Raw genomic sequence first — 20,682 nt, forward strand, 5'->3', positions numbered from 1 at the left:
CCTGGCGATATCGGCCCGCGACCGGGCTCAGGCGATCACCGCGCCCTTGCGCTCGACGATCATGCCGTAGCATTGCGGCTCGCGGTGCATGGCGAAGTTGAAGACCGAGCGGCTGTAGCTCTTGCCGAGGTCGAGGTCGCAGCGCGCGAAGACGAGCTCGTCGCCCTCGGTCACCGCCTGCGCCACCAGTTCGCCGCTGGGCGCGATGATGCAGGAGCCGCCGAGCTGGTCGACGCCGGCCTCGACGCCCGCCTTGGCGGCGCCGATCACCCAGCTGGCGTTCTGGTAGGCGCCCGCCTGCATGACGAGGTGGTTGTGGAACTCGCCGAGGCGGTCGTGGTCCGGCGCCCAGGGGTTGTGCTTGGGCGTGTTGTAGCCGAGCACGATCATCTCGACGCCCTGCAGGCCCATGACGCGATAGCTCTCGGGCCAGCGCCGGTCGTTGCAGATCATCATGCCGAGCCGGGCGCCCATCGCCTCGAAGACCGGCCAGCCGAGATCGCCGGTCTCGAAATAGCGCTTCTCGAGGTTCTGGTAGGCGGCGTCCGGCCGGTGCTCGGCATGGCCGGGCAGATGGATCTTGCGGTACTTGCCGACGATCGTGCCGCTCTTGTCGACCAGGATCGCGGTGTTGAAGCGGCGCTTGCGGCCGCCTTCGATCGCCAGCTCCGGATAGCCGAGATGGAAGCCGATCTCGAGGCGCTGCGCCTCGGCGAAGAGCGGCGCGGTCTCGTTCGAGGGCATGGCGCTCTCGAAATAGGCGTCGATCTCCGCCTCGTCCTCCATCCACCAATGCGGGAAGAAGGCGGTCAGCGCCGCTTCCGGGAAGACGACGAGGTCACAGCCATGGCCCTTGGCCTGGCGCATCAGCGCGATCATGCGGCGGACCGCCGAGGCCCGGCTCTCGTCCCGCTGGATCGGGCCGAGCTGGGCCGCGGCGACGGTGAGGATGCGGCTCATCTTCGGACCTCTTCGGCGGTGCGGCCGACGATGCCGCGATAGACCTCCGCATCCGTCGCGCCCTCGGTGCCGTAGCAGAGGACGACGGAGGCGGAATCGAGCTTGAGCGCGGCGCGCAGCGCCGGGTCGGCGGCCGCCTTGGCGAGCCCCGCCAGACCGGCGACGCCGGATTCGCCGCCGACCACACCGAGCGCCGCCAGCTGGCGCATCGCCTCGGCGGCATCGCTGTCGCGGATCGTCATGAAGGCGTCGGCGCCGGGCTGCAGGATGCGCCAGGCCAGGATCGAGGGCCCGCCGCAGGCGAGCCCGGCCATGATGGTGTCGAGATCGCCGCCGACCGCCGTCACCGCCCGGGCACGGGCCGACTCGATCAGGCAGGCGGCCGTCTCGGGCTCGACCACCACGAAGATCGGCCGCTGCGCGCCGAGCCGCTCCCAGGTGTCGGAGAGCACGGCGGCCGCGAGCCCGCCGACGCCGCCCTGCACGAAGACATGGGTCGGTGCCGCCGGCTGCTGCGCCTGGACCTCGATCGCCATGACCGAATAGCCCTGCATCACGTCCTTGGGCACGTCCTCATAGCCCGGCCAGGAGGTGTCGGAGACGATCTGCCAGCCATTGCGGGCGGCCGCCTCGCTGCAGGCGCGCACGCTGTCGTCATAGGTGCGACCCTCGCGCACCACCGTGGCGCCATAGGAACGGATCGCCTCCGCCCTGCCCTCGGTCACGCCCTCATGGATGTAGATCACGGCCTTGGCGCCGGCCCGGCGCGCGCCCCAGGCGACGGAGCGGCCGTGATTGCCGTCGGTGGCGCAGGCGACGGTCAGCCCCTGCACGCCGCGCGCGGCGACGAGGCGATCGACCGCATAGGCCCCGCCGAGCGCCTTGAAGCTGTTGAGGCCGAAGCGCAAGCCTTCGTCCTTGTAGAGCACCTTGCCGAGATCGAGCCTGTCGGCGAGCGCCGCCAGGTCGCGCAGCGGCGTCGGCGCATAGCCGTCCCAGGCCGAGATGGCCTGGTGGGCAACGCGGCCGGCGGCCAGCGAGAGGATGGAGCGGAGATCGTCGCCATAGGCGGCGGAGCGGTCCAGCGACGGATTCGACAGGAAATCGGTGGCCGGGAGAGCGGAGGCTTGGCTGGTCATGAGGCGATGGTCGGTTCCGCTACGTCGCCGGTCAAGCGGCAGCCGGCGCAGGCGCGCCCTGCTTGGCGAGCGGGTTCTCCGCGGCCGGCCGATCGTGAAGATGGCAGGCTGCGACGTGCCCTTCGGCCATCGGCCGCAAGGGCGGCTCCTCGCTGCGGCAGCGCTCGAAGACATAGGGACAGCGCGTGTTGAAACGGCAGCCCTTGGGCGGGTTTACCGGGCTCGGCACGTCGCCCTTGAGCAGGATGCGCTCGCGCCTGACCGTCGGGTCCGGCACCGGCACGGCCGAGAGCAGCGCCTCGGTATAGGGATGCTTGGGCGCGCCGAAGATCTGCGTCTTCTCGCCCATCTCGACGATCTTGCCGAGATACATCACCGCGACGCGGTGCGTCATGTGCTCGACGATGGCCAGGTCGTGGCTGATGAAGAGCAGCGCCAAGCCGAGTTCCTTCTGCAGGTCGCAGAGCAGGTTGACGATCTGCGCCTTCACCGAGACGTCGAGGGCCGAGACGGCCTCGTCGCAGATGATGATCTCCGGCTCGGCCGCAAGCGCGCGGGCGATGCCGATGCGCTGGCGCTGCCCGCCCGAGAATTCGTGCGGCCAGCGATGCACCGCGTCGCGCGGCAGGCCGACCTTGTCCATCAGCTGCATGGTGCGTTCGGTGATGGCCTCGCGGCCCGAAAGGATGCCGAAATTGGTGATCGGCTCGGCCAGGATGTCGCGCACCTTCATGCGCGGGTTGAGGCTGGAGAACGGGTCCTGGAACACCACCTGGACGCGCTGGCGCAGCGGCCGCAGCTTGGCGGCCGAGAGCTGGTCGATGCGCTGGCCGCCGAGCACGACCTGACCGGAGGTGATGTCGAACAGCCGCAGGATCGCCTTGCCGACGGTCGACTTTCCGCAGCCGGATTCGCCGACGAGCGACAGGGTCTCGCCGCGGGCGATGCTGAAGGAGACGCCGTCGACCGCATAGACGTTCGCCGTGATGCCCGACAGCAGGCCACCGCGGATCGGATAGTGCTTCTTGAGGTCGTTGACCTCAAGGATGGGCTGGCTCTGGCTCATGCCGCGACGGCGTCCTTCGGCGCGAAATGGCAGGCGGCGACATGGCCGGGCGCCTTGGTCTCCAGCCCCGGCGCGACCTGGCGGCAGAGATCGGCCACCTTTGGGCAGCGGCCGGCGAAGACGCAGCCCTCGATCTTCTTCTTCAGGCTGGGCACGAGACCGGGAATCTCGGCAAGACGCTCGACATGGCCGGTCAGCGACGAGCCCAGCTTGGGCACCGCGCCGAGCAGGCCTTGCGTGTAGGGATGGCGCGGATTGGCGAAGAGCTCGCCGACCGGCGCCTCTTCGACCTTGCGGCCGGCATACATCACCACGACCTGGTCGGCGACCTCGGCGACGACGCCGAGGTCATGGGTGATCAGCATGATCGCCGCGCCGACGCGCTGCTTGAGGTCGCGCATCAGGTCGAGGATCTGCGCCTGGATGGTGACGTCGAGCGCGGTCGTCGGCTCGTCGGCGATCAGCAGCTTGGGCGAGCAGGCGAGCGCGATCGCGATCATCACGCGCTGGCGCATGCCGCCGGAGAGCTGGTGCGGATATTCGTCGACGCGCCGGCGCGGCTCCGGGATGCCGACCAGTTGCAGCATCTCGACCGCGCGCTCCTTGGCATCCGCCTTGGAGAGCTTCTGGTGCAGGCGCAGCGTCTCGCCGATCTGGCGGCCGATGGTCAGCACCGGGTTGAGGCTGGTCATCGGCTCCTGGAAGATCATCGAGATCTCGTTGCCGCGGATGGCGCGCATCTCGGCGTCGGAGCAGTCGAGCAGGTTGCGGCCCTGGAAGCGGATCGCCCCGGCGATCTTGCCCGGCGGCTCGGGAATGAGCCGCAGGATCGACATGGCGGTGACGGACTTGCCGCAGCCGCTCTCGCCGACCACGGCGAGCGTCTGGCCCGCCTCGATCGCGAAGGACACGCCGTCCACCGCGCGGTTGATGCCGTCGGGTGTGCGGAAATGGGTCTGGAGCTTGTCGATTTCGAGCAGCGGCATGTCAGAGCCTCTTGGCCATGCGCGGGTCGAGCGCGTCACGCAGGCCGTCGCCGAGCATGTTCACGGCGAGAACCGTGAGCGACAGGAACACGGCGGGGAACAGGATGATGTGCGGGCGGACCTGCCAGAGCGCACGGCCCTCGGCCATGATGTTGCCCCAGGACGGGGTGGCCGGCGGCACGCCCGCGCCGATGAAGGAGAGGATCGCCTCGACGATCATCGCGCTGGCGCAGATATAGGTCGCCTGGACGCTCATCGGCGCCAGCGTGTTGGGCAGGATGTGGCGCATCACGATCATCGGCGTGCGCGTGCCGGCGGCGACCGCCGCGTCGACATAGGGCTGCTCGCGCAGGCTCAGCACCACGCCGCGCACGAGCCGCGCCACGCGCGGGATCTCCGCTATGGTGATGGCGATGATGACGTTCTGCACCGAGCCGCGGGTCAGCGCCATCAGCGCGATCGCGAGCAGGATCGGCGGGATCGACATCATGCCGTCGATGACGCGCATGATGATGCCGTCTGCCCAGCGCACGAAGCCCGAGAACAGGCCGATGATCAGCCCGGCCACCGAGGCCAGCGCCGCGACCGAGAAGCCGACGAGCAGCGAGACCCGCGCGCCGTAGAGCACGCGCGAATAGACGTCGCGGCCGAGCATGTCGGTGCCGAACCAGTAGAGCTCGGACGGCAGGCGCGTGCGGCGCGAGGGCGAGATCGCCGTCGGGTCCTTGGTGCCGAGCCAGGGTGCGAACACCGCAATCAGGAGCATCAGCAGCAGCAGGAAGCCGCCGATCGCGATCGCGGGATTGCGGCGCAGGAAGCCGGTGAAACCGGTCAGCGGCTTGCGCGCCTTCAGGACGTCGGGAAGATCCGGGGCGACCGCCAGGCCGGCCGGGATCGGGGAGGAAGGCCGGGTGCTCAATAGCGTATCCTCGGATCGACGAGGGTGTAGATCAGGTCGATGATCAGGTTCACCAGCACATAGACGAAGGAGAAGATCAGGACGACGCCCTGGATCACGGGGTAGTCGCGGCGCAGGATCGCATCGAGCGTCAGCCGTCCCAGGCCCGGAATGGCGAAGACGCTCTCGGTGACCACCGCCCCGCCGATCAGCAGGGCGACGCCGATGCCGATGATGGTGATGATCGGCACCGCCGCGTTCTTGAGCGCGTGCAGATAGAGGATGCTGTTCTGCGAGACGCCCTTGGAGCGGGCGGTGCGGACATAGTCCTGCTGCAGCACGTCGAGCATGGTCGCCCGGGTGATGCGCGCGATCAGCGCGATATAGACCGTGCCGAGCGTGATCGCCGGCAGGATAAGGTTGCGCAGCCAGGGGCCGACGCCCTCCGAGAGCGGCGTGTAGCCCTGGACGGGCACCCATTGCAGCTGGAGCGCGAAGACATAGGCCAGCAGGTAGCCGATCACGAAGACCGGCACCGAGAAACCGAGCACCGCGAAGCCGACCACGACGCGGTCGACCCAGGTGCCGGCCTTCCAGGCCGCGACGACGCCAAGCGGCACCGCGACGGCCACCGCCATGATCAGCGTCAGCACCATGAGCGACACGGTCGGCTCGATGCGCTGGGCGATCAGCTGGGTGACCGGCAAGTTGGTGAAGATCGAGGTGCCAAGGTCGCCCTGGAGCACCTTGAAGAACCACTCGCCGAAGCGGACGAGATAGGGCCGGTCGAGCCCCAGGCTGAGCCGGATGCGCTCGACGTCCTCGGGCGTGGCCTGGTCGCCGGCGATGATGGCGGCCGGGTCGCCCGGCGCGATGTAGAGCAGCGAGAAGACGAACAGCGCCACGAAAGCCATGACGGGGATCGTCGTGATGATACGTCTGACGATGAAGGCGAGCATCGCAATCCTGAGCGTGGGCTTGCAGGCGCCGGCCCGTTCCGAACTGGATCAATCCGAAACGGGCAGGCAGGCAGGGCTCGGCGTCGGCCGGGCCAGCGCCCGGGCGACGCCTTGACCGCGATCAGGTCTTGCTGACCCCCCAGAACACCGGGAACGGGCCGCTGGTGACGCCCTTGAGCCGCTTGCGCCAAGCCTGGTAGCCGAGGAAGAAGCCGGTCGGCGCGAAGACGACGTTCTCCATCGCCACCTTGTTCAGCCGGTTCATCGCCGCCTTCTCCTCGGCCATGTCCTTGGCATCGAACCAGGCGGTGATCTCGGTCTCCACCGCCGGCACGTCCGGCCAGCCGAACCAGGCCTTGTCGCCATTGGCGCGGATCGCGGTGTAGGAAGCCGGGTTCACGCAGTCGGCGCCGGCATGCCAGGTGTGGAACATGTTCCAGCCGCCCTGGCTCGGCGGCGTCTTCTGGGCGCGGCGGGCGCCGACAGTACCCCAGTCGGTCGCGACGAAGTCGACCTTCATGCCGATGCTCTTGAGCAGCTCGGCGGTGACGTCACCCATCGCCTTCACGGCCGGCATGTCCTGCGCGACGACGCAGACCACCGGCTCGCCCTTGTAGCCGCCCTCGGCGAGAAGCTTCTTGGCGGCGGCGACGTTGCGCGCCTTGAGCATGTCGCCGCCCTCCTCGGTGTAGAGGGGCGTGCCGGGGGTGAAGAAGCTCGCCATCGGCTTCCACAGCGCATCGTCGTCGCCGACGATGGCGCGCATGTAGTCCTCCTGGTTGAGCGCCGTCAGCACCGCCTGGCGGATCTTCAGATTGTCGAAGGGCGGATGCAGGTGGTTCATGCGGAACGACCCGATATTGCCGAGCGGGTCGCCGATGCCGAGATCGATGTCGTTGTTGCTCTTGAGCACCGGCACCAGGTCGGAGAGCGCGATCTCCCACCAGTCGACCTCGCCGCTCTGGAGGGCCGCGGCCGCGGTGGCGGCATCGGGGATGATCATCCACTCGACGCGGTCGAGCAGCATCTTCTTGCCGCCCGACAGCCAGGAGGCCGGCTCGTCGCGCGGGACGTAGTCCTTGAAGGTCTCGAACACCGCCTTGGCGCCCGGCACCCATTCCTCGCGCAGGAACTTCATCGGCCCGGAGCCGACATATTCGGTGATCTGCTGGAAGGGATCGGTCTTGGCGATGCGCTCGGGCATGATGAAGGTGCAGGGCGCGTTGTTCTTGGCCAGAGCGAACAGCATCTTGGGGAAGGGCTTCTTCAGCACCCATTTGAAGGTGCGGTCGTCGACGGCGGTGATCTCGTTCTGCAGGGCGCGGATCATCAGGCCCATCGGATCGCGCGCCGACCAGCGGATCAGGCTGGCCACCGCGTCCTTGGCGAGCACCGGCGTGCCATCATGGAATTTCAGGCCGGGACGCAGCTTGAAGGTCCAGGTGAGGCCATCGGACGAGACCTCGCCGCTCTCGGCCATCTGCGGCTTGGGCTGGAACTTGTCGTCGATGCCGTAGAGCGTGTCCCAGACCATCAGGGCCGCGTTGCGCACGACGTATTGCGTGCCCCAGATCGGGTCGAAATTCGCGAGATTGGCCTGCGGCACGAAGCGCAGGGTCTTGGCGGCAGCGCCTTGCGACAAGGCCGGCATGGCGAGCCCGCCGGAGGCCGCCACGAGGCCGGTCCCGGCAGCGGTCTTCAGAAACGTCCTGCGATCCATTGTTGGTCTCTCCCCTCGAGCGGCAACCTCTGGCGGGCGGCCTTGCCTGAAGTGTGGGCAGAAAAATCCCTGCTGACAACACCGCAGACCGGCCGCTCCGGACGGGAAAAGGACCTGCACGCATCGTGCCATAATCAAGAAAACCACGCATCACCGGCCATATTCGGCACGATGATGCGTCAGCTCCGAGACGGCAGCACGAAGTTGTGTTCTCAACCGGCTTCGCCCCGCGGCGCGTCGATGCGCGCGAAGGGCCGTGCCGCCTCCAGCGCGGCGGAAGCCCGCATCACCAGCGCGTCATTGCCGAAGGCGGCGACGATCTGCAGGCCGACCGGCAGCCCGTCGCGCGTCAGCCCGCAGGGTACCGAGGCCGCCGGCTGCTGGGTGATGTTGAACGGGTAGGTAAACGGGGTCCACCGGGTCCAGTCGTCGCCATAGGCGCCGCTCGCGGGAGTGTTGCGACCGGTGGCGAAGGCCGGCAGCGGCAGCGAGGGCGTGAGCAGCAGATCGTAGCGCTCGTGGAAGCGGGCCATGCGCAGCGCCAGCGCGTTGCGGCGGTTGAGCAGCGCGTCGACATAAGCCGCGGAATCGATGCGCTCGCCCTGCTCGGCGACAGCCACGAGGCCGGGGTCCATCTGCCGGCGCTCGGCCGCACCGGCATTGCGCAGCGCCAGCGCCGCGCCGGCGGCCCAGAGCGTCATCAGCACCTCGATCGGATCGTCGAAGCCCGGGTCGACCTCCTCGACCGTGGCGCCCAGCTCGCCGAAGGCCAGCGCCGCCTCGCGGGTCAGCCGCGCCACGTCCGCATCGACCGGCACGTCGAGGCCGAGGCGCGGCGACCAGGCGACGCGCAGGCCGCGGACGCCGGCGTCGAGGCCTTGCGTGAAATCGGGCGGCAGGTCTCGCATCGCGGTCATGTCGCGCAGATCGGGGCGGCCGATGGCGTTCATCGCCAGCGCCGCGTCGCGCACAGTGCGGGTCAGCGGGCCGAGATGGGCGAGGAAGCCCATGGTCGAGATCGGCCAGGCCGGCACGCGGCCATAGCTCGGCTTCAGGCCGAAGACGCCGGCGAAGGCGGCCGGGATGCGCACCGAGCCGGCCCCGTCCGTGCCGAGATGGATGCAGCCGAGATTGAGCGCCGCGGCCACCGCCGCGCCCGAGGAGGACCCGCCCGGGCCGGTGGCGATGTCCCAGGGGTTGCGGGTGATGCCGGTCAGCGGGGAGTCCGCCACGCCCTTCCAGCCATATTCCGGCATGGTCGTCTTGCCAAGGAAGACGCAGCCCGCCTCGCGCAGGCGGGCCGTCGCCGGGGAATCCTGCTCGAACGGGGCGTCCGAGCCAACGGCCGCCGAGCCGCGCCGCATCGGCCAGCCTGCGACGCCGAGATTGTCCTTGATCGTCACCGGCACGCCGTCGAGCGGGCCGAGCGCGCGCCCGACGGCCCAGCGCGCCTCGGACTCGGCGGCCATGGCGAGCGTGACCTGCGGATCGCGCACGATGAAGGCGTTCACGCTCGGCTCGAAACGCTCGATCCGCGCCAGCACGTCGCGGGCGACCTCCACCGGCGAGAGCTCCCTGGCGGCGAAGCGGGCGCCGAGCTCGGCGGCGGACAACGAGGCGATGTCGATCATCTGGCTTTCTCCGGGTCAGGCGTTGGCGGCGCGCCATGCGGCGGCGAGGAGGATGCCGGCGCCGGCGACGATGTCGGCGTCGGTGCTGCGTTCGGCCGGGTTGTGCGAGAGCCCGCCGATCGAGGGGATGAAGATCATCGCGGTCGGGCAGAGCCGCGCCATCATCTGCGCGTCGTGGCCGGCCCCCGAGATGATCCGGCGCACGGGCAGGCCGAATTCGGCCGCACAGGCCTCGATGCCGGCGATCAGCGTCTCGTCGAAGGGCGTGGCGGGAAAGCGGGCGAGGTCGCGCAGCGCGATGGTGACGTCGTCGCGCGCCGACAATTCCGCGCAGAAGCGGCGGATCGCCGTCTCGGCCTCGGCAATGCCGCCATCGTCGGGATTGCGCAGGTCGAGCGTCATCGTCACCGTCTCGGGCACCACGTTGACATTGCCGGGGCTGACGCGGACCACGCCGCAATTCGCAAGCTGCCCGGGAATGGTCCCGGTCAGCTCGTTGGCGAAGACGATCAGGCGCGCGGTGGCCAGGCCCGGGTCGCGGCGATAGCCCATCGGGGTAGTGCCGGCATGGCTCGGCTTGCCGCCCAGCGTCAATTCCAGCCAGGTGATGGCCTGCACGCCCGTCACCGCGCCGATGCCGCCGCCCTCGCTCTCGAGCACCGGCCCCTGCTCGATATGCAGCTCGAAATAGGCACCGGCCGGCAGGAAGCCCGGCCGTTCCGGCCCGCGATAGCCGATCCGCGCCAGCTCGGCACCGAGCCCGGCCCCCTCGGCATCGGCCTGCGCATAGGCTGCGTCGAGCGTCATGCCGCCGGCCCAGACAAGCGAGCCGAGCATGTCCGGCTGGAAGCGGGCGCCCTCCTCATTGGTGAAGGCGATCACCGCCATGTCGCGCGGCGGCACGATCCCGGCGGCGCGCAGCGTCGCCAGAACCTCGAGCCCGGCGACGACGCCGAGCGCGCCGTCATAGCGCCCGCCGGTGCCGACCGTGTCGATATGAGAGCCCATGATCACCGCCGGGCCGTCCTCACGGCCCTTCAGGATGCCGACGACGTTGCCGATCGCATCGATGCGGACGTCGAGGCCGAGCGAGCGCATCTCGGCGACCAGCCAGTCGCGCCCCTGCCGGTCCTCGTCGGTCAGCGCCAGCCGGCGACAGCCGCCCTCCGGCGTCGCGCCGATCGCGGCGAGGGCCGCCAGCCGCGCGAGCAGGCGCTCCCCATCGATCCTGAGATTGCTGCCCATCCCCGCGTCGCCCCCCCCCTGCCCGCCCGCGATGCGGCGGGCCGATGGGGCAAGCAGGCCGGAAGCGGCCCGCCAGCGCAAGGCCCGATGTGACCTGCGGGCAGGCAGCGGCTGCATGAGCCGGCGTGCGGCTGCCGCGAAAGCGGGCAGCCCGACACGACAATGCCGCGGAGCGCGGCGTCGCTCCGCGGCATCGGATCCTGAGCCCGGCCGGGCGGCCGGGACCGCCCGAGGGCGTTAGAACTCTTCCCAGCCGGAATCGCCGCCGCGGGAACCGCCCGCCGCGCGGCGCGGCTGCGGCGCCGCCTTCTGCTGGGCGAAGGCCGCCTCGGCCAGCCGGCGCAGGCGCTCCGGCTCCGCCGCGGACTCGCTGCGCGCGGCCGGGGCCCGGCGCTCGACCAGCGCAGGGGCGGGACGCGGGCCGGCAGGCATGGCGGCCGCGGTCATGATCGCACCGCCGGCCGGGCCGGCCGCGGTGCGGAAGCTCGCGACCAGCGTGTCGAGCTCGCCGATCTTGCCCGAGAGTGCCGCGGCCGAAGCCGCGCTCTGCTCCGACAGCGCCGCGTTCTGCTGGGTCATTTCGTCCATATGCGCGACGGTCTGGCTCATTTCGTCGATGCCGTTCGCCTGCTCCGCGGAAGCCGCGGCGACCTCGGCGACCGTCTCCTGCACCTTGCGGGCCGCGTCGACGATGCGCGTCAGCGCCTCGCCGGCCTGCCGCACCAGCCTAACGCCCTCGCCGACCTCGCTGTTGGAGGAGGAGATCAGGGTGGAGATGTCCTTGGCCGCCTCGCCGGAGCGCTGCGCAAGCGTGCGTACCTCGGAGGCGACGACGGCGAAGCCTTTGCCGGCATCGCCGGCACGCGCCGCTTCCACTGCCGCATTAAGCGCCAGCAGGTTTGTCTGGAAGGCGATGTCGTCAATCACGCGGATGATGTCGGAGATCTTTTGCGAGGCGTCCTCGATCCGGGCCATGGCGGCGACCGCGTCCGTCACCACCGCGCCGCCAGCCTGCGCCACCGACATCGCCTCGCCGGCGAGCACGACGCCCTGCTTGGAGGACTGGGCCGAGGCCTTGACGGAGGCCGCCAGCTCCTCGGTGGTCGCGGCGCTCTGCTCCAGCGCCGAAGCCTGTTCCTCGGTGCGCTTGGACAAATCGTCGGCACCGGTCGCGATCTCGCGCGCCGAGAGGCCGACATCGGCGACGGTGGTCTGCACGGTTCGCAGCGCCTCCGAGAGCTTGCCGGCGGTCTCGTTGATCGACGCCTTGAGGTCGGCGAAGCGGCCGCGATAAGCGGTGTCGACGCGATGGGTCAGGTCGCCCTCGGCCATGGCCTGCAGCACCTGAGCGAACTCGGTGGTGGCGCTGTCGACCACCGCGTTGATCTCGTTGATGCCGTCGACGAGCTGCTGCATCTGCGCATCGCCATGGGCGATCTGGAGCCGGGCCGAGAAGTCGCCGGCGGCGGCGGCCGCTACGACGACGCCGACATCGGAGACCACGGAGGCCATGGCATCGGCCGAGCGTAGGCGCGCCTCGGCGGCGGTACGCTCCTGCTGCTCGAGCGCACGGACCCGAACGAGGTTCTCCTGGAAGACCCGCAGCGCCGAGGCCATGGCGCCGATCTCGTCGGCGCGCTCGGCATGCGGCACGGTGGTGTCGAGCTTGCCCGAGGCGATGCCGTTCATCGCCTCGGTCATGTCGCCGAGCGGCTTGGTGATGGCGCTGCGGGCGAAGACCATGGCAGCGCCCAGGGCGCCGGCCAGCATGGTCAGCAGCACGAGCGGCAGGATCCACATGACCTGCTTGCTGAAGGTCGCGGCATCCGCAGCCAGAACGTCGGCGTTGCGGTCGGTGAGTTCGCTGAAAGCAACGAGTTGCTTGTTGAGCGTCTCGCGATTGGCACGGTTGAGCTCGTTGTTGCCCTGCTCGTTAGCGGCTGCGACCGACACTTGGCGCCCCAGCCGTACCGTCTCGGTGCGGAATCCGATGAAATCGTGGATCGACTTTTCGAGCTGCTTCGCGGCCTCGCGCTGATCTACCGGCGCAGTTGCGACCAGCTCCGCCGCGAGCTTGCGCATCGTCGGGAAGCGGGCCTCGTTGGCCGAGCCGAAGCGCTCGACCTCGGCCGGCGTACGCGCCATGTAGATGCCGCGCGAATCCATCACTACCGCCAGGACCTGAGCGTTGACGCGCTCGGTCAGCAGGGCGAGCTGCGCCTGGGTGGCAGCACGGAAGTTCAGATCGTTGGTGCGCAGCAGCGCAAACAGGCTCAGCGCCGCGCAGATGACCGCACCGGCGGCGACGATGCCGAGCATCGCCAGAATTTTGAAGCGAATGGATTTCATCGAGCCAGCCCCGTCGGCCTCCGCCGGCATCTGCGGCATCGGCGATCCCCATTCCGCGCTGCGGATCTGGGTCCGATGACGCGGTATCGACAGATATTTTAGGGCGAAGACTTAATGCGTGCTTAAACTGCTGGAAAACACGGCAAAATTCGCGCGAACCGGCGCGGAAACGCCCTGGGCCTCGCCCGAGGCCCAGCTGTTGCCCCAAAGCCACGCTCCGCGCCGGCCTTGATTTCGCCACATCGTTTTCACCCGGGCGCCATCCCGCGCCGTGTAAGGACGATCAGTCCTCTTCATCGGGAACCCCTGCGGTTTTGCGCTGTTGTCAGTGCCAGACCGCGATGTTTCCAGAGCCTGCGTCCCCAAGAGCCCGTTCATGTTCCGCTCCCTGTCTTCCGCCTGCCTGCGCCTCGTCTCGTCGTTCCGTACCGGCCTGGCGGCGATCTGCCTGCCGCTGGCTTTCGCGGGTTGCGTCAGCACGCCCCAGCAGCCCTATGAGGTCAGGGCGCCGATGCACCAGAACGCCGCCTTCCTCTCGATGTATGACGAGCGGCCTGACGAACTGCATCCGATGCCGGCGACCGACATTTCCGAAGTCGACTCGCGCTTCCTGCGCCAGGAGGTCAACTATCCGACCCGCGAGGCGCCCGGCACCATCGTCGTCGACACCTCCGCGCGCTATCTCTACCTGGTCCGCGAGAACGGCCGCGCCATCCGCTACGGCATCGGCGTCGGCAAGCAGGGCATGTCGTGGCGCGGTCGCGCCACGGTCGGCCGCAAGGCGGCCTGGCCGCGCTGGACCCCGACGCAGGCCATGATCGCCCGCGAGCCGGAGCGCAACGCCCCCTGGGCGGGCGGCATGCCCGGCGGCCTCGAGAACCCGCTCGGCGCCCGCGCGCTCTATCTCTACCAGGGCAGCCGCGACACGCTCTACCGCATCCATGGCACCAGCGAGCCCTGGTCGATCGGCAAGGCGGTCTCCTCCGGCTGCATCCGGATGTTCAACCAGGACATCATCGACCTGCATAGCCGCGTGCCCACCGGCACCACCGTCGTGGTCCTGAACCGCAATCCGCTCACCGATCCGTCGCTCGACGAGACCGAGGCGCTCTCGCCCGACGACACGATCTGACAGGCCGGCGGAGCCGTCCCCGCCTCCCCTGTTCCGCTTCGCAGACGCCGCGAGCCGCCAGCCGGCTGCGGCGTTTCGCGTTCGGGTCTTGTTGCGCGACCGCGACGGTCATCGCGGCGTCATCGCTGGCCGCGACAAGGCGCCGGTCGGCGGCGTGCGCGGCCCGGCTGTGCGCGACGCGCGAAATGCGATAGGCCTGCCCGGCCGGCGGTTCGGCCGGTCGAGTTGACGAAAGTGCGCCGCCCATGCGCGTGACGATGATCGGTTCGGGCTATGTCGGCCTGGTGTCGGGTGCCTGCTTCGCGGATTTCGGCCATGAGGTGATCTGCGTCGACACCGACGCTGGCAAGATCGCCGCCCTGAACCGCGGCGAGATCCCGATCTACGAGCCCGGCCTCGACGATCTGGTCGCCAGCAATGTCCGCGCCGGCCGGCTCTCCTTCACCACGGAGCTGGCGGCTCCCGTCGCGCAGGCGGACGCGGTCTTCATCGCGGTCGGCACGCCCTCGCGGCGCGGCGACGGCCATGCCGATCTCTCCTATGTCTATCAGGCGGCGCGCGACGTGGTCGCGGCGCTGGACGGCTTCACCGTGGTCGTCACCAAGTCGACCGTGCCGGTCGGCACCGGCGACGAGGTCGAGCGCATCATGCGCGAGGCCAGGCACGACGCGGACTTCGCCGTGGTCTCCAATCCGGAATTCCTGCGCGAAGGCGCGGCGATCGCCGATTTCAAGCGGCCGGACCGCATCGTGGTCGGCACCGACGACGCCCGCGCCCGCAAGGTGATGGAAGACCTCTATCGCCCGCTCTATCTCAACGCGGCGCCGCTGCTCTTCACGGCGCGGCGGACCTCGGAGCTGATCAAATACGCCGCCAACGCCTATCTCGCGACCAAGATCACCTTCATCAACGAGATCGCGGATCTCTGCGAGCAGGTCGGCGCGAACGTGCAGGAGGTGGCGCGCGGCATCGGCCTCGACAACCGCATCGGCTCGAAGTTCCTGCATGCCGGCCCGGGCTATGGCGGCTCATGCTTCCCGAAGGACACGCTGGCGCTGATCAAGACCGCGCAGGACATGGAAAGCCCGCTGCGGCTGGTCGAGACCGTCGTCGCGGTGAACGACCAGCGCAAGCGCGCCATGGCCCGCAAGGTCATCGCCGCCTGCGGCGGCTCGGTGCGCGGCAAGCGCATCGCCCTGCTCGGCCTCGCCTTCAAGCCGAACACCGACGACATGCGCGAGGCGCCCTCGCTCGCCATCGTCACCGCCCTGGCGGATGCCGGCGCGCAGATCGTCGCCTTCGACCCCGAGAGCATGGAGAGCGCCAAGCCCCTGCTGCCAGAGATCGACTACGCGCCCGACGCCTGGTCCTGCATCGAAGGCGCCGACGCTCTCGTGATCGTGACGGAGTGGGACGCCTTCCGCGCGCTCGACCTCGACCGGGTCAAGGCGGCGTTGCGCACGCCGGTGGTGGTCGACCTGCGCAACATCTACCGCTCCGGCGAGATGCGGCAGCGCGGCTTCCATTACGTCAATGTCGGCAACGCCTGAGACGATCGCGCACGCCCCTGCGCCTTGATTAGGTCATATCGCCCTCCCACCTCTCTGCGGGCGGGGAATCCTCCTCGCACCACAGAGAGGAGATGACGATGACGCCGCAGGAACGCGACGTGATCGCCGGGATTTTCGATCGCCTGCGTCAGGTGGCCGATCAGCCGCGAGACCCCGAGGCCGACCGCTTCATCCAGGAGCAGCTCAGGGCGCAGCCCTATGCCGCCTATGCGATGGCGCAGTCGATCTATGTGCAGGAACAGGCGCTGACCAACCTCCAGTCGCAGGTAGAGCAGTTGCAGGCCGAGGTCCAGCGCCTGCGCAGCCAGCCGCCGCAGCCGGCGCGCGAGGAGGCCGGCCAGCAGGGCGGCGGCATCTTCGGCGGCCTGTTCGGCGGCAGCCAGCCGGCGCGCCCGCGCTCGGTGCCCGCCTTCCCCCAGCGCGCCGCGGCGCCCGAGCAGGGCGCCTCCCCCGCCTGGGGCTCGCAGCCGCAGGCGGCCCCCGGTCCCGGGCTGGCGCAGAACGCCGCGCCGGGCCAGCAGCCCGCCTCCGGTCCCTGGCAGAACCAGACCGGCCAGCAGCAGGCTCCGGCCCGCGGCGGCTTTCTTGCCGGCGCACTGACCACGGCAGCCGGCGTCGCCGGCGGCATGATGCTCGGCAACGTGCTGATGAACGCCTTCAAGGGCGAGAGCGGCGAGAAGCCGGCCGAGACGGCGAAGGCCGACGAGACCGGCACGCAGAACGACGCCGCCAACGCCCAGCCGGCGGCCGATACGCAGGACTACGCCGAGCCGCAGGCCGATTACCACGACGCCGGCTATCAGGATGGCGGCTTCGACGACGGTTTCGACGGGGGCGACTGGGCCTGAACGCCCGCCTCCGCCGGGAAGACCAGCCCCGCCCGGCGACGGGCGGGGTTTTTCATGCGCGAAGGCCCCCGAAACAGCGCCATTCGCGAACGGCATGGACGGCGCGCGCTTGCCCGCCGCGCCCGCGCGGGCTAACCCGGCGCGACGCGCCTTTTCGCCATCCGTTCCAGAGTGTTCCAGCCCATGTCCGCCCCTGCCAAGCTGAAGGCCCGCCAGCCGCGCGGCTTCGTCGACCGCGGCCCCGCCGACGTCGCCGCGACCGAGCGCATGCTCGCCGTGATCCGCGAGAGCTTCGCGATCTACGGCTTCGAGCCGGTGGAGACGCCCTTCGTCGAGTATACCGACGCGCTCGGCAAGTTCCTGCCGGACCAGGACCGCCCGAATGAAGGCGTGTTCTCCTTCCAGGACGACGATGAGCAGTGGCTGTCGCTGCGCTACGACCTGACGGCGCCGCTCGCCCGCTATGTCGCGGAGAATTTCGACGCGCTGCCGAAGCCCTATCGCAGCTATCGCGCCGGCTACGTCTTCCGCAACGAGAAGCCCGGCCCCGGGCGCTTCCGCCAGTTCATGCAGTTCGACGCCGACATCGTCGGCAGCGGCACGGTCGCGGCCGATGCCGAGATCTGCATGCTCGCCGCCGACACGATGGAGAAGCTCGGCATCAGGCGCGGCGACTATGTCGTGAAGGTCAACAACCGCAAGGTGCTCGACGGGGTGATGGAGGCGATCGGCCTCGGCGGCGAGGAGAATGCCGCCCGCCGGCTGACCGTGCTGCGCGCCATAGACAAGGCGGATAAATTCCCAGCGGAGGAAATTCGTAAGCTGCTTGGAGAAGGTCGCCGCGACGAGAGCGGAGACTACACCAAAGGTGCACAGTTGTGTCCACAAGATGCCGAAATCATCCTGCGAGTTATCGAGTCAGCAGGTGACATCGAGCGTTTTGTTCGCTTCTTTGGGAGAAAGTACACAAAGCCGTTCACGATCAGGAAGTATGAAGAAAAGCTCAGACGAGTTCTCGGCGTATCAGTGCTTCCGACGCCAATTTTGGAGGGACTTCAGGAGGTCGAGCAGATAAGGAAGGCGGTTCGGGAAGCAGGATATGAGCCAGACCGCATCCGCATCGATCCCTCCGTCGTCCGCGGGCTCGAATACTACACAGGCCCGGTCTACGAGGTGGAGCTGACCTTCCCGGTCACCAACGATGACGGGCAGGTGGTGCGCTTCGGCTCGGTCGCGGGCGGCGGGCGCTATGACGGGCTGGTCGGCCGTTTCCGGCCCGAGCCGGTGCCGGCGACCGGCTTCTCGATCGGCGTCTCGCGGCTCTATTCGGCGCTGAAGGCGGTAAAGTCGCCGATCGTCGACACCAGGGCCGAACTGCCGCTGGTCGTCGTCACCGCGATGGACAACAAGTCGCCGGAGTTCATGCCAAGCTATCAGGCGATGGTCTCGCAGCTCCGGCAGGCGAAGGACGAGGCGGGCAAGGCGCTCTGTCGCGCCGACCTCTATCTCGGCGCCTCTGGCTTCAACGCCCAGATGAAATATGCCGACCGGCGCGGCGCGGTCTGCGCGGTGATCCAGGGCTCCTCGGAGCGCGAGGCCGGCACGGTGGTGATCAAGGACCTGGTCCTCGGCGCCGAGCTGGCCGCCGCCAGCCGCGAGATCAAGGATTCGGCCGAGCACAAGGAGCGGCAGGCCCAGGCCCAGTTCGCGGTGCCGGTCGACGGGCTGGTCGAGGGCGTGCGCAAGGTCATCGCCCGCCACGGCTGAACGGCGCGAAGGGCGGGGTCGCCCCGGCTGCGGCCGGCAGCGAGCGCGATTCCCGTTCACCCAATTCGGCGAAAGCCGTCGAAAACCGCGGCCGCGCCTGCTAGACCGACGCCGCAACAGGATGGACGACGTGGCTGCGGAAATGCGCTCCAAATTCGAGACGGTGATCGCCCTGTTCGGGCGCGAAGGCTACGCCCGCGCGGAACCGGCGATCCTCCAGCCGGCCGAGCCCTTCCTCGATCTCTCGGGCGAGGACATCCGCCGCCGCATTTTCCTGACGCAGGACGGCGAGGGCCGCGAATGCTGCCTGCGGCCCGAATACACCATTCCCGTGGCGCTGGCGCACATCGCCGAGCGCGCCGGCGAGCCTGCCTCCTACGCCTATGCCGGCCCGGTCTTCCGCATGCGGGTGGGCGAGCCCAATGAGTTCGCGCAGGCCGGCATCGAATCCTTCGGCCGCAGCGACGCGACCGCCGCCGACGCCGAGATCATGGCGCTGACGGTGGAGGCCGCCGCGGCGCTCGGCCTGACGGGCCCGCGCCTGCTGATGGGCGATGTCGCGCTGCTGTCGGGCCTGCTCGACCGGCTCGCCGTGCCGGCCGCCGCCCGCCGGCGCCTGCTGCGCGCCGTGGTGCAGGGCAAGACCGCGAGCGAGGCCGTCGCGGCGCTGAGCGAGACCACCGGCGAGGTCGACCACGCCCATGCCGGGCTGCTCAAGGCGCTGGAAGGACAGGATCCGACCGCCGCGCGCGCCTTCGTCGAGGACGTTCTGTCGATCGCCGGCATCTCCTCGGTCGGCGGCCGCTCGGCCGGCGACATCGCCGAGCGCTTCCTGGCGCGGGCGGCCGAACGCGACAATCCGGTCAATGACGAGGTCCGCGCCGTGCTCGGCAAGGCGCTCGCCATCGGCGGTGACCCGGACGCGGCCTCGGCCGCCTGGCGCTCGCTGTCGGACGAGGCCGGGCTCGACCTCGGCGCGACGCTCGACGCCTTCGACGAGCGCACCGGCTTCCTGGCGGCGCGCGGCGTCGATGTCGGCGCCATCGCCTTCTCCGCCGCCTTCGCCCGCAATCTCGACTACTACACCGGCTTCATCTTCGAACTGCATGACCCGGCCCGGCCGGACCTCAAGCCGATCGCCGGCGGCGGCCGCTATGACGGCGTGCTGCAGCGGCTGGGCGCACCCGGCCCGGTGGCCGCGGTGGGCGCCTCGCTCTGGCTCGACCGGCTGGCGGGAGCGTCGGCATGAGCACGACGACCACGGATAGCGCGATGAACGACATGCCCCTCGTCCTGGCCGTCCCCTCCAAGGGCCGGCTGCAGGAGAACGCCACCGCCTTCTTCGGCCGCGCCGGGCTCTCCTTCGTGCAGGCGCGCGGCTCGCGCGACTACCGCGCCCAGATCGCCGGCCTCGACGGGGCCGAGGTCGCCTTCCTCTCTGCCTCCGAGATCGTGGCGCAGCTCGCCTCCGGCGCCGCACATCTCGGCATCACCGGCGAGGACCTGGTGCGCGAGCAGGTGCAGGACGCCGACGCCGCCGTCGAGCTGCTGACCCCGCTCGGCTTCGGCCACGCCAATGTCGTGGTCGCGGTGCCGCAGGCCTGGATCGACGTGCGCTGCATGGCCGATCTCGACGACGTCGCCGCCACCATGCGCGCCCGCACCGGCAACAAGCTGCGCGTCGCCACCAAATACGTGAACCTGACCCGGCGCTTCTTCGCCAGCCACGGGCTCAGCGACTACCGCATCGTCGAGAGCCTTGGCGCGACCGAAGGCGCGCCGGCCGCCGGCACCGCCGAGATCGTGGTCGACATCACCACCACCGGCGCGACGCTGACCGCCAATGCGCTCAAGGTGCTCGACGACGGCGTGATGCTGGCCTCGGAAGCCAATCTCGTCGCCTCGGTGCGCGCGCCCTGGGGCGAGCGCGCCCGCAAGGCCGCCGCCGCCATCCTCGGCCGCGTCGCCGCCGAGGAGGAGGCCCGCTCGCTGCGCGAGGTCCGCGCCCTGCTGCGCGATCTCCCGGCCGGCACGCTCGAAAGCCTGGCCGCGGCGCATGGCGCCCGCCTGCCCTTCGGCGCAAGCGCCAGCGACGGCGTGGTGACGCTGCACTGCCCGCGCAAGGGCGTGTTTGCCCTGGTCGAGGCGCTGACGGCCGCCGGTGCCGACGACGTGACGGTGCGCGCGCTGGACTATGTCTTCCGCCGCAGCAACCCGCTGATCGAAAAGCTGCTCGCACGTCTCTGAGCGCCGGATTCCCGACACGAAATCGCGCTAGGAGCAGGGACGAAGCCAAGCGTCGCCCCTGCCCGCAGCGATTTCGTGCCTGGTGAAGCCAAGCGGACCATGGTCGCGTCATGCGATCGAGGCTTGCGCTTTCCCCCGCGATCGGTGCAGTGGAGGGATTACGC

General features: G+C 69.7%; 17 protein-coding genes. 7 read left to right on the forward strand and 10 right to left on the reverse strand.

What is annotated here, in order from left to right; translation table 11 throughout:
- Nucleotides 1-27: 27 nt before the first annotated feature.
- From ABE438_RS08710 to ABE438_RS08735, 6 genes are read right to left on the reverse strand one after another with little or no spacing between them, the layout of a single operon-like run.
- On the reverse strand, nt 28-960 hold the full coding sequence (locus tag ABE438_RS08710) for an N-carbamoyl-D-amino-acid hydrolase (protein ID WP_346502207.1): 933 nt from the start codon (nt 958-960) through the stop codon (nt 28-30).
- Nucleotides 957-2,099: a diaminopropionate ammonia-lyase gene (locus tag ABE438_RS08715; RefSeq protein WP_346502208.1), complete on the reverse strand. Its 1,143-nt coding sequence runs from the start codon at nt 2,097-2,099 to the stop codon at nt 957-959. Before ABE438_RS08715 ends, ABE438_RS08710 begins: the two co-directional genes overlap by 4 nt.
- Nucleotides 2,100-2,130: 31 nt before the next feature.
- Nucleotides 2,131-3,165 (reverse strand): ABC transporter ATP-binding protein, encoded by a 1,035-nt coding sequence (locus tag ABE438_RS08720; RefSeq protein WP_346502209.1) that lies wholly within the window; start codon nt 3,163-3,165, stop codon nt 2,131-2,133.
- Complete coding sequence (locus ABE438_RS08725) at nt 3,162-4,151, reverse strand: ABC transporter ATP-binding protein (protein WP_346502210.1); 990 nt, start codon at nt 4,149-4,151, stop codon at nt 3,162-3,164. Before ABE438_RS08725 ends, ABE438_RS08720 begins: the two co-directional genes overlap by 4 nt.
- A 1-nt stretch (nt 4,152) precedes the next feature.
- Complete coding sequence (locus tag ABE438_RS08730; protein WP_346502211.1) at nt 4,153-5,070, reverse strand: ABC transporter permease; 918 nt, start codon at nt 5,068-5,070, stop codon at nt 4,153-4,155.
- The gene (locus ABE438_RS08735) at nt 5,067-6,008 is read right to left on the reverse strand and encodes an ABC transporter permease (protein ID WP_346502212.1); all 942 of its coding nucleotides are present in this window, start codon (nt 6,006-6,008) and stop codon (nt 5,067-5,069) included. The genes ABE438_RS08730 and ABE438_RS08735 overlap by 4 nt, the downstream gene beginning before the upstream one ends.
- Here ABE438_RS08735 and ABE438_RS08740 point away from each other — a divergent pair.
- Nucleotides 5,962-6,123, forward strand: coding sequence for a hypothetical protein (locus tag ABE438_RS08740; protein ID WP_346502357.1), 162 nt, complete (start codon nt 5,962-5,964; stop codon nt 6,121-6,123). The two genes, ABE438_RS08735 and ABE438_RS08740, sit on opposite strands and share 47 nt — an antisense overlap.
- A gap of 6 nt (nt 6,124-6,129) precedes the next feature.
- Here ABE438_RS08740 and ABE438_RS08745 read toward each other — a convergent pair whose 3' ends face one another.
- From ABE438_RS08745 to ABE438_RS08760, 4 genes are all read right to left on the reverse strand, one after another.
- The gene (locus tag ABE438_RS08745; RefSeq protein WP_346502213.1) at nt 6,130-7,728 is read right to left on the reverse strand and encodes an ABC transporter substrate-binding protein; all 1,599 of its coding nucleotides are present in this window, start codon (nt 7,726-7,728) and stop codon (nt 6,130-6,132) included.
- Nucleotides 7,729-7,940: 212 nt separating this feature from the next.
- Complete coding sequence (locus ABE438_RS08750; RefSeq protein WP_346502214.1) at nt 7,941-9,359, reverse strand: amidase; 1,419 nt, start codon at nt 9,357-9,359, stop codon at nt 7,941-7,943.
- A gap of 15 nt (nt 9,360-9,374) precedes the next feature.
- Nucleotides 9,375-10,604, reverse strand: coding sequence for a M20 family metallo-hydrolase (locus ABE438_RS08755; protein ID WP_346502215.1), 1,230 nt, complete (start codon nt 10,602-10,604; stop codon nt 9,375-9,377).
- A gap of 237 nt (nt 10,605-10,841) precedes the next feature.
- Nucleotides 10,842-12,953: a methyl-accepting chemotaxis protein gene (locus ABE438_RS08760; protein ID WP_346502216.1), complete on the reverse strand. Its 2,112-nt coding sequence runs from the start codon at nt 12,951-12,953 to the stop codon at nt 10,842-10,844.
- A 376-nt stretch (nt 12,954-13,329) separates the two neighbouring features.
- Between ABE438_RS08760 and ABE438_RS08765 the strand changes: the two genes are divergently transcribed.
- The 6 genes from ABE438_RS08765 to hisG all read left to right on the forward strand — a co-directional run bounded on the left by ABE438_RS08765 (nt 13,330) and on the right by hisG (nt 20,518).
- A complete protein-coding gene (locus tag ABE438_RS08765) occupies nt 13,330-14,085 on the forward strand; it encodes a L,D-transpeptidase (protein ID WP_346502217.1) in 756 nt (251 codons plus the stop codon).
- A gap of 245 nt (nt 14,086-14,330) precedes the next feature.
- A complete protein-coding gene (locus ABE438_RS08770; protein ID WP_346502218.1) occupies nt 14,331-15,635 on the forward strand; it encodes a UDP-glucose dehydrogenase family protein in 1,305 nt (434 codons plus the stop codon).
- A gap of 98 nt (nt 15,636-15,733) precedes the next feature.
- A complete protein-coding gene (locus ABE438_RS08775; protein WP_346502219.1) occupies nt 15,734-16,504 on the forward strand; it encodes a DUF2076 domain-containing protein in 771 nt (256 codons plus the stop codon).
- A gap of 183 nt (nt 16,505-16,687) precedes the next feature.
- The gene (hisS, locus tag ABE438_RS08780) at nt 16,688-18,271 is read left to right on the forward strand and encodes a histidine--tRNA ligase (RefSeq protein ID WP_346502220.1); all 1,584 of its coding nucleotides are present in this window, start codon (nt 16,688-16,690) and stop codon (nt 18,269-18,271) included.
- A gap of 121 nt (nt 18,272-18,392) precedes the next feature.
- Complete coding sequence (locus ABE438_RS08785) at nt 18,393-19,520, forward strand: ATP phosphoribosyltransferase regulatory subunit (RefSeq protein ID WP_346502221.1); 1,128 nt, start codon at nt 18,393-18,395, stop codon at nt 19,518-19,520.
- A gap of 23 nt (nt 19,521-19,543) precedes the next feature.
- A complete protein-coding gene (hisG, locus tag ABE438_RS08790; RefSeq protein ID WP_346502346.1) occupies nt 19,544-20,518 on the forward strand; it encodes an ATP phosphoribosyltransferase in 975 nt (324 codons plus the stop codon).
- Nucleotides 20,519-20,682: the final 164 nt, after the last annotated feature.

It is taken from the genome of Allobosea sp. TWI1241, assembly GCF_039673065.1.
Lineage (GTDB): Bacteria > Pseudomonadota > Alphaproteobacteria > Rhizobiales > Beijerinckiaceae > Allobosea.

What these genes read in the sequence shown, in the direction of transcription:
- hisG (WP_346502346.1), top strand. Translation starts at nt 19,544, where the DNA reads ATGAACGACATGCCCCTCGTCCTGGCCGTCCCCTCCAAGGGCCGGCTG.
- ABE438_RS08765 (WP_346502217.1), top strand. Translation starts at nt 13,330, where the DNA reads ATGTTCCGCTCCCTGTCTTCCGCCTGCCTGCGCCTCGTCTCGTCGTTC.
- ABE438_RS08745 (WP_346502213.1), bottom strand. Translation starts at nt 7,728, where the DNA reads ATGGATCGCAGGACGTTTCTGAAGACCGCTGCCGGGACCGGCCTCGTG.
- hisS (WP_346502220.1), top strand. Translation starts at nt 16,688, where the DNA reads ATGTCCGCCCCTGCCAAGCTGAAGGCCCGCCAGCCGCGCGGCTTCGTC.
- ABE438_RS08735 (WP_346502212.1), bottom strand. Translation starts at nt 6,008, where the DNA reads ATGCTCGCCTTCATCGTCAGACGTATCATCACGACGATCCCCGTCATG.
- ABE438_RS08715 (WP_346502208.1), bottom strand. Translation starts at nt 2,099, where the DNA reads ATGACCAGCCAAGCCTCCGCTCTCCCGGCCACCGATTTCCTGTCGAAT.
- ABE438_RS08750 (WP_346502214.1), bottom strand. Translation starts at nt 9,359, where the DNA reads ATGATCGACATCGCCTCGTTGTCCGCCGCCGAGCTCGGCGCCCGCTTC.
- ABE438_RS08710 (WP_346502207.1), bottom strand. Translation starts at nt 960, where the DNA reads ATGAGCCGCATCCTCACCGTCGCCGCGGCCCAGCTCGGCCCGATCCAG.
- ABE438_RS08740 (WP_346502357.1), top strand. Translation starts at nt 5,962, where the DNA reads ATGACGGGGATCGTCGTGATGATACGTCTGACGATGAAGGCGAGCATC.
- ABE438_RS08775 (WP_346502219.1), top strand. Translation starts at nt 15,734, where the DNA reads ATGACGCCGCAGGAACGCGACGTGATCGCCGGGATTTTCGATCGCCTG.
- ABE438_RS08770 (WP_346502218.1), top strand. Translation starts at nt 14,331, where the DNA reads ATGCGCGTGACGATGATCGGTTCGGGCTATGTCGGCCTGGTGTCGGGT.
- ABE438_RS08755 (WP_346502215.1), bottom strand. Translation starts at nt 10,604, where the DNA reads ATGGGCAGCAATCTCAGGATCGATGGGGAGCGCCTGCTCGCGCGGCTG.
- ABE438_RS08785 (WP_346502221.1), top strand. Translation starts at nt 18,393, where the DNA reads ATGGACGACGTGGCTGCGGAAATGCGCTCCAAATTCGAGACGGTGATC.
- ABE438_RS08725 (WP_346502210.1), bottom strand. Translation starts at nt 4,151, where the DNA reads ATGCCGCTGCTCGAAATCGACAAGCTCCAGACCCATTTCCGCACACCC.
- ABE438_RS08720 (WP_346502209.1), bottom strand. Translation starts at nt 3,165, where the DNA reads ATGAGCCAGAGCCAGCCCATCCTTGAGGTCAACGACCTCAAGAAGCAC.
- ABE438_RS08760 (WP_346502216.1), bottom strand. Translation starts at nt 12,953, where the DNA reads ATGAAATCCATTCGCTTCAAAATTCTGGCGATGCTCGGCATCGTCGCC.